The sequence below is a fragment of the Microbacterium sp. NPDC064978 genome, from assembly GCF_044543605.1.
GTDB classification, from domain to species: domain Bacteria; phylum Actinomycetota; class Actinomycetes; order Actinomycetales; family Microbacteriaceae; genus Microbacterium; species Microbacterium meiriae.
Window position 1 is genome coordinate 555,530 of sequence record NZ_JBITWF010000002.1, and the last position, 12,359, is coordinate 567,888.

12 protein-coding genes are annotated in these 12,359 nt (G+C 71.1%); 2 read left to right on the top strand and 10 right to left on the bottom strand.

The genetic code is table 11. The features are described from left to right. Positions 1-57 precede the first annotated feature (57 nt). On the top strand, positions 58-1,764 hold the full coding sequence (locus tag ACIGJI_RS09525; RefSeq protein ID WP_363445241.1) for a long-chain-fatty-acid--CoA ligase: 1,707 nt from the start codon (positions 58-60) through the stop codon (positions 1,762-1,764). Between the two features lie 9 nt (positions 1,765-1,773). Here ACIGJI_RS09525 and ACIGJI_RS09530 read toward each other — a convergent pair whose 3' ends face one another. After that, positions 1,774-2,073 carry a chorismate mutase gene (locus ACIGJI_RS09530; RefSeq protein ID WP_025104206.1) on the bottom strand — a complete coding sequence of 100 codons (300 nt, stop codon included), beginning with the start codon at positions 2,071-2,073 and terminating at the stop codon, positions 1,774-1,776. A gap of 62 nt (positions 2,074-2,135) precedes the next feature. Here ACIGJI_RS09530 and ACIGJI_RS09535 point away from each other — a divergent pair, with 62 nt between their 5' ends. Beyond that, positions 2,136-3,365 carry an AI-2E family transporter gene (locus ACIGJI_RS09535; RefSeq protein WP_363445243.1) on the top strand — a complete coding sequence of 410 codons (1,230 nt, stop codon included), beginning with the start codon at positions 2,136-2,138 and terminating at the stop codon, positions 3,363-3,365. A gap of 157 nt (positions 3,366-3,522) precedes the next feature. Here ACIGJI_RS09535 and ACIGJI_RS09540 read toward each other — a convergent pair whose 3' ends face one another. From ACIGJI_RS09540 to ACIGJI_RS09580, 9 genes are all read right to left on the bottom strand, one after another. Next, a complete protein-coding gene (locus ACIGJI_RS09540) occupies positions 3,523-4,443 on the bottom strand; it encodes an ABC transporter substrate-binding protein (RefSeq protein ID WP_363445245.1) in 921 nt (306 codons plus the stop codon). A 34-nt stretch (positions 4,444-4,477) separates the two neighbouring features. Beyond that, positions 4,478-5,197: an ABC transporter permease gene (locus tag ACIGJI_RS09545; RefSeq protein WP_025104209.1), complete on the bottom strand. Its 720-nt coding sequence runs from the start codon at positions 5,195-5,197 to the stop codon at positions 4,478-4,480. Then, positions 5,194-5,877, bottom strand: a complete 684-nt coding sequence (locus tag ACIGJI_RS09550; RefSeq protein WP_303709595.1) for an ABC transporter permease — start codon at positions 5,875-5,877, stop codon at positions 5,194-5,196. Before ACIGJI_RS09550 ends, ACIGJI_RS09545 begins: the two co-directional genes overlap by 4 nt. Further along, the gene (locus ACIGJI_RS09555) at positions 5,874-6,734 is read right to left on the bottom strand and encodes an ABC transporter ATP-binding protein (protein ID WP_259954095.1); all 861 of its coding nucleotides are present in this window, start codon (positions 6,732-6,734) and stop codon (positions 5,874-5,876) included. Before ACIGJI_RS09555 ends, ACIGJI_RS09550 begins: the two co-directional genes overlap by 4 nt. Positions 6,735-6,786: 52 nt before the next feature. Further along, positions 6,787-7,089 carry a DUF427 domain-containing protein gene (locus ACIGJI_RS09560; protein ID WP_060922325.1) on the bottom strand — a complete coding sequence of 101 codons (303 nt, stop codon included), beginning with the start codon at positions 7,087-7,089 and terminating at the stop codon, positions 6,787-6,789. A gap of 135 nt (positions 7,090-7,224) precedes the next feature. Then, positions 7,225-8,661 (bottom strand): NAD(P)/FAD-dependent oxidoreductase, encoded by a 1,437-nt coding sequence (locus ACIGJI_RS09565; protein ID WP_363445247.1) that lies wholly within the window; start codon positions 8,659-8,661, stop codon positions 7,225-7,227. 476 nt (positions 8,662-9,137) lie between these two features. Continuing rightward, complete coding sequence (locus ACIGJI_RS09570; RefSeq protein ID WP_363445249.1) at positions 9,138-9,716, bottom strand: biotin transporter BioY; 579 nt, start codon at positions 9,714-9,716, stop codon at positions 9,138-9,140. Positions 9,717-9,791: 75 nt separating this feature from the next. Next, complete coding sequence (locus tag ACIGJI_RS09575; protein ID WP_363445251.1) at positions 9,792-11,183, bottom strand: MFS transporter; 1,392 nt, start codon at positions 11,181-11,183, stop codon at positions 9,792-9,794. A gap of 67 nt (positions 11,184-11,250) precedes the next feature. After that, positions 11,251-12,354: a beta-propeller fold lactonase family protein gene (locus ACIGJI_RS09580; RefSeq protein ID WP_363445253.1), complete on the bottom strand. Its 1,104-nt coding sequence runs from the start codon at positions 12,352-12,354 to the stop codon at positions 11,251-11,253. Between the last annotated feature and the right edge of the window lie 5 nt (positions 12,355-12,359).

Below are 12,359 nucleotides of genomic sequence, written 5' to 3' on the forward strand. Positions count from 1 at the left end.
AACGGCGGTGAGCGCAAGGGGGAGGCGGAGCACAGGTCCGTGTCGGAGGATGAGGGTATGACCGACGCGCCGCTGTCCTCCCGTCCCTGGCTCCGCTCCTATGCCGAGGGCGTGCCGGCCGACATCGAGGAGCCGACGCAGACGCTGCCGGAGATGCTGGCCGCCGGCATCCGGCAGTACGCGCGGCGGCCCGCCCTCGAGTTCTTCGGCGCCGTCACGAGCTACCGGGACCTCGGTGAGCAGATCGACCGCGCTGCGGAAGGACTCCGCCACCTCGGGGTCACCAAGGGCGACCGCGTGGCGCTGGTGCTGCCGAACTGCCCGCAGCATGTCGTCGCCTTCTACGCGGTCCTGCGTCTCGGCGCGATCGTCGTCGAGCACAACCCGCTCTACACGGCGCGAGAGCTGCGCCACCAGTTCGAGGACCACGGGGCCCGGGTCGCGATCGTGTGGGACAAGGTCGCCGACACCGTGGCGGGATTCCCGGACGATCTCCGGGTCGACCACATCGTGAGCGTCGACCTCACGGCGGCGATGCCCCTGTCGAAGCGCCTCCTGCTGCGACTCCCGGTCCCGAAGGCCCGGGCGTCCCGGGCGAAGCTGACCGGCACGCCGCGCGCGCGGCACCTGACGCCGTGGAAGAAGCTCGTGTCCCACCGGCGGCTTCCCCGACGGACGCCCGCGCCGTCGCTCGGCGACACCGCCGTCCTGCAGTACACGAGCGGCACGACAGGGATTCCCAAGGGGGCCATCCTCACCCATGCGAACCTGCGGGCCAACGCGATGCAGGGGCGGGCCTGGGTGCCCGGGCTCCGCGACGGCGAGGAGACCTTCTACGCCGTGCTTCCGCTCTTCCACGCGTACGGCCTCACCCTGTGCCTCACGTTCGCCCTGAGCATCGGGGCCAAGGTCGTGCTGTTCCCGACGTTCGACCTGGGCCTCGTGACCGACGCCGCCCGCACGAGCCCGCCGACCTTCCTCCCCGCCGTCCCGCCGATCTACGATCAGCTGGCGCGGGCGGCGGGACGCGGCACCGTCGACCTCTCGAGCGTCCGGTTCGCGATCTCCGGGGCCATGAGCCTCCCCGTCGAGACCGTGCGGCGCTGGGAGGAGGCGACCGGAGGGCTGCTCGTCGAAGGCTATGGGATGACCGAGGCCTCCCCCGTCGCGCTCGGCAACCCGATGGGTCCGACCCGGCGGCCCGGCACGGTGGGAGTGCCGTTCCCGAGCACCGAGATCCGCGTCGTCGATCCCGACGACCCCGACGCCGACGTGCCCACGGGCGAGCCCGGCGAGCTGCTGCTGCGCGGACCGCAGGTTTTCCAGGGCTACTGGGGTCGGCCGGGGGAGACGGCCGAGGCCCTGTTGCCGGACGGCTGGCTCCGTACCGGCGATATCGCGGAGGTTTCACCGGACGGATTCGTCACCATCGTCGACCGCCGGAAGGAGCTCATCATCACCGGCGGCTTCAACGTCGCGCCCAGCGAGGTGGAGAACGCGCTCGAAGCCCACCCGGACGTCGTGGCGGCGGCCGTCGTCGGGCTGCCCCGGTCGAGCGGCGGCGAAGAGGTCGCGGCGGCCGTTGTCCTCCGTGAGGGCGCCGCCGAGGACATGGAGGGGCTCCGCGACTTCTGCCGTACGCGGCTGACCGCCTACAAGGTGCCGCGGCGCATCACCGTCGTCGACGACCTCCCGCGGTCGCTCATCGGCAAGGTGCTGCGGCGCGAGGTGCGCGATCGGCTGCTCGCGGCGCGCGGGGCCTGACGAGCGGAGTCAGCGTCCCTCGGCGGCCTCGGTGTGGTGCCGGATGACCTCGGCGACGACGAAGTTGAACCACTTCTCCGCGAACTCCGGGTCGAGGTGGGCGTCTTCGGCGAGCGCCCGGAGCCGGGCGACCTGCTGCTCCTCGCGGTTCGGGTCGGACGGCGGCATCGCGTGCTCGGCCTTCAGGTGTCCCACCTGCTGTGTGGCGCGGAACCGCTCCGCGAGCAGGAAGATCAGGGCCGCGTCGATGTTGTCGATGCTCGCACGCAGCCGGAGCAGTTCGGCCTTCGGATCCTCAGCGGCAGTCATGCCCCTACTCTAGAGCCGCAGATCACCCTGCCCCCGACGAGGGGCACCGCTATCGTGTGCTCATGAGCAACGACCAGTCGCCGGCCTCCGCTCCCCAGGACGACCAGGGCAGCCGCGCCCCGGAACCCGCCCCCGTCGATGCCGCGCTCGTCGGCGCCGCGGTGGAGGCGCCGGGAAACACGCCGATGGCGCCCGGCCCGCCCCGGCCCGTGGTGATCGAGCCGACCACGCCGAGCCGCTCGTTCTGGACGCGGATCGATCGGCCGTTCGTCTTCGGGTTCCTCGTGACGCTCGGCGGCCTCGGGGCGCTCGTGATCGGCAGCGCGCTCTACAACCTCTCCACCGTGCTCATCTACATCGCGCTCGCGCTGTTCGCCGCGCTCGGCCTCGACCCGGCCGTCCGCTTCCTGGAACGCCGCGGGCTGTCCCGCGCGCTCTCCGTCGTGGTGACGATCCTCGCCCTCATCGTCGTCGTCGGCCTCGTCCTCTGGATGATCGTTCCCATCGTCGTCGAGCAGATCGCGGGCTTCGTGAAGTCGGTCCCCGGCATGATCCGGGACTTCACGAAGTCCGACATCTACGCCACCCTCAACGACCAGTTCGGCGACCAGTTCCAGGACCTCGTATCGGAGGTGGAGAAGTTCCTGTCGGACTTCGGCAACCTCGCGACGATCGGCGGAGGCGCGCTGCAGGTCGGTGCGTCCATCGCGAGCGGCATCTCGGGCGCGATCGTCGTGCTCGTACTGACCCTGTACTTCGTCGCGACGCTCCCGGCCATGCGCCAGGGGCTGCTGCGCCTCGTCCCGGCCCGCGACCGCGGCCGCGCGGACGACATCTCCCAGCAGATCACCGACTCCGTGGGTGGTTACGTGATGGGGATGGTGGTCCTCGCCTTCTGCAACGCGACCCTCGCCCTCATCCTCTACACGGTCCTCGGTCTGCCGTTCCCGCCGCTCATGGCCGCCATCGCCTTCTGCGTCACGCTCATCCCGCTGGTCGGCTCGGTGCTGTTCTGGATGATCGGCACCATCCTCGCGCTGTTCACGAACCCGATCGCCGCCCTGATCTTCGCCGCGATCTACCTCGTCTACATGCAGATCGAGGCGTATGTGCTCACGCCGCGGGTCATGAACAAGGCCGTCGCGGTGCCGGGCTCGCTCGTCGTCATCGGCGCTCTCGCCGGCGGCACGCTCCTCGGCCTGCTCGGCGCTCTGGTGGCCGTGCCCGTCACCGCCTCGATCCTCATCATCGTCAAGCAGGTGGTCGTGCCGAAGCAGGACGCTCGGACCTGACCCCGCCCCGTGCACAACTCCGGAGATTCGGGGCGACACACCGTCGGCCGGGGGTGCTCCGCGGCGTGTCGGGCGAGATCTCCGGAGTTGTGCACGCGGGTGGGCGAGAACGACGAAGCGCCCGGGCCCTGAGGGCCGGGCGCTTCGCGGGAACGACTCAGATGAGGTCGTTGTCCGTGAGCCACTGCTTCGCGATGTCCTCCGCCGACTTCTGGTCGACCGTGCTCTGCACGTTGAGGGCGACGAGCTCCTCGGCGGTCAGCTTGGCGCTGATGCCGTTGATGACGTCGGCGATCTCGTCGGCCACGTCGCTGGACGCGATCGGCACGACGTTGGAGGCCAGGATGATGTTCTCCGGGTCCTCCAGCGCCACGATGTCCTCGGTCTGGAATGCGGGGTCGGCGGAGTAGATGTCCGCCACCTGGATCTCTCCGGCGAGCAGCGACTCCAGCGTCGTGGGACCGGTGGCCGAGAACGCGAGGTCGACGCCGTAGACCTCCTTGGCCGCAGCCGGACCGTACGGGCGCTGCTCGAACTCGGGCGCCGCACCGATCGTGACCGGGGTGGTCACGTCCGCGAGGTCGGCGATCGAGGTGAGGTCGTTCTCCTCGGCGAAGCTCTTGAGCACCGTGTAGGTGTCCTGGTCGGACGCCTCGGCGTAGTCGAGCGCGGTGAGGCCGTCCGGGAGCGCGTCCTTCAGCGCGGCGTAGACGTCGTCCGGGCTCGTGGCGGTCGCATCCTTGTCCAGGTACTCGAGCAGGTTGCCCGTGTACTCCGGGAACAGGTCGATCGCCCCGGACTCGACGTCCGGCATATAGGCGTCGCGCTGGCCGATGCTGAACTGACGGTCGACGTCGAAGTCGGCGGCCTCGAGCGCCTGCGCGTAGATCTCGGCGATGATCTCGTTCGAGTAGTAGGCCTGCGAGCCGATGACGATGGTGTCGATGCCCCCACCGTCGCCGGAGTCGTCGGTGGGCGCGTCCAGGGGGTTGCTGTTGGCGCAGCCGGAGAGGGCGAGGGCGGCGGCGAGCGCGACGCCGCCGGCAAGGGCGAGGCGGGACTTTCGTGCGGTGAACATGGACTTCCTCTTCTCTGGGGGACGATGCTGTGGGTCAGGCGGGTGCGGCCGCGGGGGCGGTCGCCCGAGCGCGGCGGCGTTGCGGACGGGTGCGCACACCGCGGGGCACCGCGGCGTGCTGGGCGAGCGCGAGCAGGAGGTCGACGAGGAGCGCGAGCACCGCGACGAGGATCGCGCCGCCGAGCACCTGGTCGAAACGGCGGAGCGGGATGCCCTGGATGATCGGCCAGCCGAGGCCGCCGAGGTTCACGTAGGCCGCGATCGTCACCGTGGCGATCACCTGCAGCAACGCCGAACGGAGGCCGCCGACCAGCAGCGGCATGCCGAGCGGCACCTCGACCTTCCAGAACACCTGCCAGCCGGTCATCCCCATCGCCCGCGCCGCATCGATGGTTCGGCGATCGACTGCCTCCAGGCCCGTGTAGGCGCCGGCCAGCAGGGACGGGATCGCCAGGACGACGAAGGTGATGATCGCCGCCAGCGGTGTGCGCAGCACGCCCAGCAGAAGCACCAGGAGGACCATGAGTCCGAAGGACGGGATGGCGCGGGCCGCTCCGGAGACGGCGACCGCGATCTCCCGCCCCTTCCCGGTGTGCCCGATGAGCCAGCCGAGCGGTACGGCGATCACCGCGGCGATCAGCACGGAGACCACCGTGTAGAAGACATGCTGGCCGAACAGGACGGGGAGGGAGTACGTCCCGACCCAGCGGTCGGGGGAGAACAGCCAGGCGAAGGCCTCGGTGAACACGTTCATGCGGCCGTCCTCAACGTGATCGTCCGACGCGCGGCGGCGGGGGTGGCCGCCGCCCGCGTCCACGGCATGAGGGCACGCCCGAGGAGCACGAGCAGGAGGTCGATGACCAGAGCGATGACGACGACGGCGACGATGCCGGTGAAGACCTCGGCGAGGATGCGGCGCTGGAGGCCGTTCGTGAACAGGTAGCCGAGGTTCGTGACGCCGACGAGGATGCCGACCGTCGCGAGCGAGATGGTGCTCACCGCCGCCACGCGGAGGCCCGCGAGGATGACCGGCCCGGCGAGCGGGAAGTCGACCGTCCAGAAGCGGCGGAACCCGCCGTAGCCCATCGCGACCGCGGACTGCCGGATCGCGGGGTCGACCGAGTCCAGGCCGTCGGACACCGCGCGCACGAGGATCGCGATCGCGTAGATGGTGAGACCGATGACGAGGTTGACCGGGCTGCGCGCCGGGTAGCCCGCCACAGACGGCAGCAAGATCAGGAGGGCGAGGGACGGGATCGTGTACAGCAGTCCGGTCAGGACGATGACCGGACCCTTCACGAGCTGATACCGCCAGGCCACCCACCCCAGTGGGAGCGCCAGCACGAACCCGAGCACGATGGCGATCGCGCTCTGCTGCAGATGAACGGCAGTGAGCTCGAGGATCAGCCCGAGGTTGTCGCCGACCCAGTTCACGGGGCCGCCTTCATCGCATCTGCTCCGTCGACCACGCCCTCCGGCGCATCGACGATCGCTCCCTGCGTGCGGCCCTCGGAGTCGACGACCACGGTCCCGCGCGGGGTCTGCTTGAGGTGCAGCGCGCGACGGCCGCGGTCGGCTCCGATGAACGAGGAGACGAAGTCGTCGGCCGGGTTCTCGATGATCTCGCTCGGGCTGCCGACCTGCACGATCCGGGCGCCCTTGTCGAGGATGACGACCTGGTCGCCGAGGAGGAACGCCTCGTCGATGTCGTGCGTGACGAACACGACCGTCTTGTCGAGCTCGTGCTGCAGCCGCAGGGTCTCCTGCTGGAGGTCGGCGCGCACGATGGGGTCGACCGCTCCGAACGGCTCGTCCATGAGGAGGATGTTCGGATCGGCGGCGAGCCCGCGGGCCACCCCGACGCGCTGCTGCTGACCGCCTGACAACTGGCTCGGGTACCTCTCGGCGAGCGCCTGGTCGAGGCCGACGGTCGTGAGCAGCTCGCGAGCACGCTCATGCGCCTGTGTGCGCTTCACCCCGTTCAGCCGCAGCACGGTGGCCACGTTGTCGATGACGGTGAAGTGCGGCATGAGCCCGGAGTTCTGCATCACATAGCCGATGCGCCGGCGCAGGGCGACCGGGTCGCCCGAGAGCACGCTCTCCCCGTCGATCTCGACCTCCCCCGACGTCGGCTCGACCATGCGGTTGATCATCCGCAGCAGGGTGGTCTTCCCGCAGCCGGAGGATCCGACGAACACGGTGGTCTTGCGGGAGGGCAGCACGAGGCTGAAGTCGTCCACGGCGAGCGTCCCGTCGGGGAAGCGCTTCGTGACGTTGCGGAACTCGATCATGAGGGTGTCTCTCCGACGGTCGTTCGGACGTGCGGTCGTGCGTCGTGCGGGACTAGGCCGAGACCTCGACGCCAGGGGCGAAGGCGACGTAGCCGGAGAAGTCCTTGCCGACCCGGTCGAACGCCGACGGGTACGGATGCGGGTATGACCACGCGAGATCCTTGTGCAGCTCTCCGTCGACCTGGACGGAGTAGTACTGGCACTCGCCCTTCCACGGGCACGTGTACGGGGTGGGGCTCTCGACGAGGGCGTCCGGCGCGACGGATGCCGGCGGGAAGTACCAGTTCCCCTCGATGCGGATGAGGTCGTCCTGGTCGGCCTCGGCGATGACGTTTCCTGCGAGTACAGCCTTCATGGTCCTGCCTCCTCGGATGTGGGTTCGAGCGTATAAGACGGGTGCGACATCCGGCACCGGGTTGCGCGCGGGGTCGTCAATCTGGGACATATTGCGCGTTCTGTTCGTCACGCGTCCGGAATCGGATTGCCCGGATCAGGCCGAGTCGCGGCCGTAGCCCTCCAGCAGCCGCAGCCAGATCTCGCTGATCGTGGGGTAGGAGGGCACCGCGTGCCAGAGTCGGGCGATCGGGGCCTCCCCGACGATCGCGATGGTCGCGGCGTGGACGAGCTCGGCGACCTCCGGGCCGACGAAGGTCGCCCCGATCACGACGTCGCGGTCGGTGTCGACGACCAGGCGCGCCTGCCCGGCGAAGCCGTCCTCGTACAGGCTCGCGCCCGCCACCCAGCCGAGGTCGTAGTCGACGGCCCGGACGGCGGTGCCGGCCTCGCGGGCCGCCGCCTCGGTGAGTCCGACCGATCCGACCTCCGGGATCGAGAAGGTGACCTGGGGCACCGCGGCGTGATCGGCCGTGGTGGCGTGACGCCCCCAGGGGGCGTCGTCGACGGCGTCGCCCTTCGCGCGGGCGGCGATGACGTCGCCCGCCGCGCGCGCCTGGTACTTGCCCTGGTGGGTCAGCAGCACACGGCCGTTGACGTCGCCCACGGCGTAGAGCCAGTCGTGTCCGGGGACGCGGAGGGTGTCGTCGGTCTCGATCCAGCGACCCGGCTCGAGGCCGACCACGTCGAGGCCGATATCGGCGCTGCGCGGGGAGCGTCCGGTCGCCACGAGCACCTCGGCGGCGGTCACGGTCTCCCCGCCGTCGAGCGTGAGCGTCACCCGGTCGCCGTCGCGGTGCACCGCGGTCGTGCCGGTATCGGTGCGGACGTCGACGCCGAGCTCACGCAGGCCGTCGGCCACCCGCTCCCCGGCGAAGGGCTCCATCCCGCCCAGCAGCCCGCTGCGCGCGAGGAGCGTCACCGACGAGCCGAGCGCGGCGTACGCGGTGGCCATCTCGACCGCGACCACGCCGCCGCCGATCACCGCGAGGCTCTCGGGCAGCTCCTCGGCACTGGTCGCCTCGCGACTCGTCCACGGCGAAGCCTCTCGCAGACCCTCGATCGGCGGGATGACCGCGTCCGAGCCGGTGCTGATGGCGACCGCGTGACGGGCGCGCAGCACGCGGGTGCCGCCGTCCTGGTCGGTCACGGTCACCTCGCGCTCCCCGGTCAGCCGGCCGTGGCCTCGGGCGAGGTCGATGTGGGCGGACTCGAGCCACTTCACCTGTCCGTCGTCGGACCAGTTGCTCGTGAAGGAGTCGCGGCGCTCGAACACCGCCCGCACGTCGAGGGTCCCGGTGACGGCCTGCGCGGCGCCGGCGACGTGCTGCGCGGCACGGAGCGCCTGGGCCGAACGGAGCAGGGCCTTCGACGGCATGCAGGCCCAGTACGAGCACTCCCCGCCGACGAGCTCGCTCTCCACGATGATCGTGCTGAGACCGCCCTGCACCGCCCGGTCCGCCACGTTCTCCCCGACCGGACCACCGCCCAGCACGATGAGGTCGTATTCGTCGGTCTTCTCGGCAGCAGTCATGCTCGCCCCTCTCGTGGCCGCATCGGTCCGTGGCCCAGTCTCGCTCATGAGGAACGTCGAGTCACGGGTGAGTTGTTCCCGTCGGCCGATATGCCCGTGTTCCTCGGGGTTCCCGTTCCGGATCCACGACGTTCCTTCCGACGACGTTCCGGGTGCACGACCCGAGTGCGGCTGCGCGACTCGGACGGGACCGATCCGCCGGCAGACGTGACCTGGTCGTGCATCCGGACCAGGAACCAGGGACTCGTCCCGGCTGGCTGCGGGACCGGACCCGGGTCGGCGAGCCCGGTCCGAGGTTTCGGATGCACGACGTGGGGACGGTCGCACGATCCGGACGGGGCGATCCGCCGGCAGACGTGTCACGGTCGTGCATGCGGAGCGGGACCGCGGGACCGACGGAACGGACGGAGTCGACGGGACGGACGGAGTCGACGGAACGGACGGAGTCGACGGGACCGGCAAGGGCGGCCCGAGAGTCAGGCGACGACGGAGGGGACGGGGCGGGGGTCGGCGAAGGCCCGGGGATAGGCGCGACGGAGGGCCACGACGATGAGGGTGGCCGCGGTCACCTTGATGAGGTCGCCGGGAAGGAAGGCCAGGGTCGAGAGGGCCGTGAGGTCGAGCGGGACGCCGGTGACGAGGGCCTGCACGGGGATGCCGAAGGCGTAGACGACGAGGACGCCGCCGACGAACGCCGCGATCGCGGCGCGCCACCAGGTCGGGCGGCCGGTGCGCATCAGGAGTCCGATGACGACGACACCGGCGACCCACCCGAGCAGATATCCCGCCGTGGGGCCGACGAAGACCCCGAGTCCGCCACGCCCGCCCGCGAGCACCGGGAGACCGATCGCCGCGAGCACGAGGACGAGTGCGGCCGACCACGGCGCGACACGCGGTCCGAGGACGAGACCCGCCAGCATGACGGCGAGTGTCTGTCCGGTGATGGGCACCCCGCCCGGCAGCGGGACGACGACCGTGCCGAGCACGATGATGAGCGCGGCGAAGACGGCGACGTGGCCGAGGGTCGCCGAGGTGTCGCGGGTCGTGGGGGTCATCGGTCCATCCTTCCTGAACGGTGTTCACCTGAACACCGTTCATCAGGCTAGAGGGCGGGCCACGCGGGGCGCAAATCACCCCGCGGCGGCCGGGTCGACACCCCTCGTCCGCGGAGCGAGGACGGCCGCTCCCGCCCCGACCACGGCGGCGAGGGCGAACACCCCGGCGAACGGATCCACCCCTGCCGCAGCCCCGAGGGCGACGAAGAGCGAGCCCGTGACGGCGAGGGCGAGCGCACTGCCGAACGAGTCGGCCACGGTCATGGCGCCACTGTTGAACCCCTGTTCCGCGGGGGACGACATCGCCAGGACGAGAGCGCTCGTGCGCGGGCTCATCAACCCCATCCCGGCGCCGGCGACGATCCAGGCGAACGCGGCGAGCAGCGCGGGCGCCTGCATCACGGTGATCACCAGGACGAGCGCGACCCCGACGACCACGAGGATCGTCCCCACCCGCACGGCCGTCACGCTCGACAGGCGCTCGCCCATCCGCCCTTGGACGGTCGCCGCCGCCGACCAGGCGAGCGCACCCCCGGTCAGCGCGAGCCCGGCGAGGGTCGGCGACAGCAGGTATCGATCCGTGAGCAGGTACGGCAGGTAGATCTGCGCCCCGAAGAACGCCGCCGCCCCCAGACCGCGGACCAGGATCACCGACGGCAGCCCCCGACGGGCGACGAGGGTGCCCCGAGGAACGAGTGGGCGCACCGCCGCGACCGCGACCACCACCGCCACCGCCGAAAGGAACGGACCGGCGACCGGGACCTCTCCCACGAGGTCGAGGGCGAGCACCGCGACGGCGGCGAGCACCGACCATCCCAGCCGTCCGAGCGCCCAGGGCGTGTTCGCGTCCCCGCTGCGGGCGAGTCCCCGGAGAGCCGGGACGACCATCAGCAGTGCCAGCACGACGAGGACCACGACCCCGAGGAAGACCCAGTGCCAGCTCCACACCTCCGTGACCGCTCCTGCGATCGTCGGACCGATGAGGGAGGGGATGACCCACGCGGCGGCGAACCCCGCGAAGATCGCCGGGTGCAGCGACGTCGGATACACCCGGGCGACCACGACGTAGAGCGCCACCATGAGCCCGCCGTTGCCGAGCCCCTGGGCGAAGCGCCCGGCGACGAGCACCTCCATGCTCGACGCAAGCCCCGCGACGAGCAGCCCTACCGTGAACAGGACGACGGATGCATACAACGGCACCACGGGACCCCGCCGGTCCGACCAGTTTCCGGCCACGACCATGCCGATCACGCTCGTCGCGAGCGGCCCGGCGAAGGCGAGCGCGTACAGCCGCTCTCCGTCGAGGTCGGCGCTGACCGCGGGCATCACCGTGGTGACCGCCAGTGATTCGAAGGCGCCGAGGAACACGAGGGCGCACGCGCCGATCGTGATCCAGACGTACTCGCCACCGAGGATGCGGGGCGGGGTGGGCGTGGACGGCGCAGCGCGCCCGGTCTCGGTCGACATGAGGACGACGCTAGAACCTCAAGAATGGTTGAGGTCAAGCCCGGGGTACGCGGAGCCCCGCACAGGCTCAGCGGAGCGGGAGGATGCTCGTCGGTGCGGGAGCCTGCGCCTCGTGCCGAACTCCGAGCGGGGCTCCCGTGCGGTCATCGAGGTCGAGCAGCGTCACGGTGTCGGAACGTTGCCCGGCGACGAGGAGCTTGCCCTGGTAGACGAGGTGATGCCGCGGCCAGTCGACACCGGAATCGGCGAGCGCGACGGGCTCCAGAGCCTCGCCGCTGCCACGCACCCGCAGCGCCGCGATGGTGTTGCTGCCGCGGAGAGCGGTGTAGAGGAACTGCCCGTCCTTCGTGCGGGCGAGCTCGGCGGGGAAGTCCCCGCCGACCTGCGCGATGGGGCTCGCCGGAGCGGAGGAGACCACACGCCAGGTGCCGTCGGCGGCCGCTGCGAGCGTGAACACTTCGCACGAGTACTCCGTGACGATGTGCAGGTGGCCACTCGGATGCACGACCATGTGCCGCGGGCCGGTGCCGCGCGGGAGCACGACCTCCTGATCGAGGGCGAGCCCACCACCCTGCAGGCGCCAGAACCGGACGAGATCGAACCCGAGATCGGTGGTGACCACGCGGCCGTCCGGGAGGAAGGCGGCGGCGTGCGCGTGGGATGCGCGGTCCGCGGCGCCGTACGGATCGACCGCGGCGATGCCATCGCCGGCGGGAGTGACGGGAGGCGCGTCCGGATCGCCGTCGCCGAACAGGGCGGCACGCAGGGCCGCGGCCGCATCCTCCTTCGCCGGGACGAGCCGGCCATCGGCGGCGAGCCCGAAGCGGACGACCCGCCCGTCGCCGTAGCAGCTGGCGACGAGCGTCTGGCCGTTCGGCGACACCGCGAGATGGCAGACGCCGTCCCCCGTCGGCACCGGATCGCCCAGCGGGGACAGCGCCATCTCGCCCGTGCGCACGAACGCCTGCACCGCGGCATCGCCCTCCAGCGCCGCGTACACGACGTCGAGGGACGGATGCGCCGCCAACCACGACGGCGACGGCGTCTGCGTCACGGGTCCGCGGTAGGCGAGCGTCGTGGCCTCACGGCCCTCGTCACCGGCCAGCACGCCGATCCCCTCGGCGGAGCCTTCCATCGCCGGGCCGTAGCCCCCGAGCCAGAACCGTGTCATGCCGA

Excerpts from the sequence above, each read along its gene's own strand:
- ACIGJI_RS09530 (WP_025104206.1), bottom strand. The coding sequence starts at position 2,073 with ATGACTGCCGCTGAGGATCCGAAGGCCGAACTGCTCCGGCTGCGTGCG.
- ACIGJI_RS09535 (WP_363445243.1), top strand. The coding sequence starts at position 2,136 with ATGAGCAACGACCAGTCGCCGGCCTCCGCTCCCCAGGACGACCAGGGC.
- ACIGJI_RS09540 (WP_363445245.1), bottom strand. The coding sequence starts at position 4,443 with ATGTTCACCGCACGAAAGTCCCGCCTCGCCCTTGCCGGCGGCGTCGCG.
- ACIGJI_RS09575 (WP_363445251.1), bottom strand. The coding sequence starts at position 11,183 with ATGTCGACCGAGACCGGGCGCGCTGCGCCGTCCACGCCCACCCCGCCC.
- ACIGJI_RS09545 (WP_025104209.1), bottom strand. The coding sequence starts at position 5,197 with ATGAACGTGTTCACCGAGGCCTTCGCCTGGCTGTTCTCCCCCGACCGC.
- ACIGJI_RS09580 (WP_363445253.1), bottom strand. The coding sequence starts at position 12,354 with ATGACACGGTTCTGGCTCGGGGGCTACGGCCCGGCGATGGAAGGCTCC.
- ACIGJI_RS09560 (WP_060922325.1), bottom strand. The coding sequence starts at position 7,089 with ATGAAGGCTGTACTCGCAGGAAACGTCATCGCCGAGGCCGACCAGGAC.
- ACIGJI_RS09555 (WP_259954095.1), bottom strand. The coding sequence starts at position 6,734 with ATGATCGAGTTCCGCAACGTCACGAAGCGCTTCCCCGACGGGACGCTC.
- ACIGJI_RS09565 (WP_363445247.1), bottom strand. The coding sequence starts at position 8,661 with ATGACTGCTGCCGAGAAGACCGACGAATACGACCTCATCGTGCTGGGC.
- ACIGJI_RS09525 (WP_363445241.1), top strand. The coding sequence starts at position 58 with ATGACCGACGCGCCGCTGTCCTCCCGTCCCTGGCTCCGCTCCTATGCC.
- ACIGJI_RS09570 (WP_363445249.1), bottom strand. The coding sequence starts at position 9,716 with ATGACCCCCACGACCCGCGACACCTCGGCGACCCTCGGCCACGTCGCC.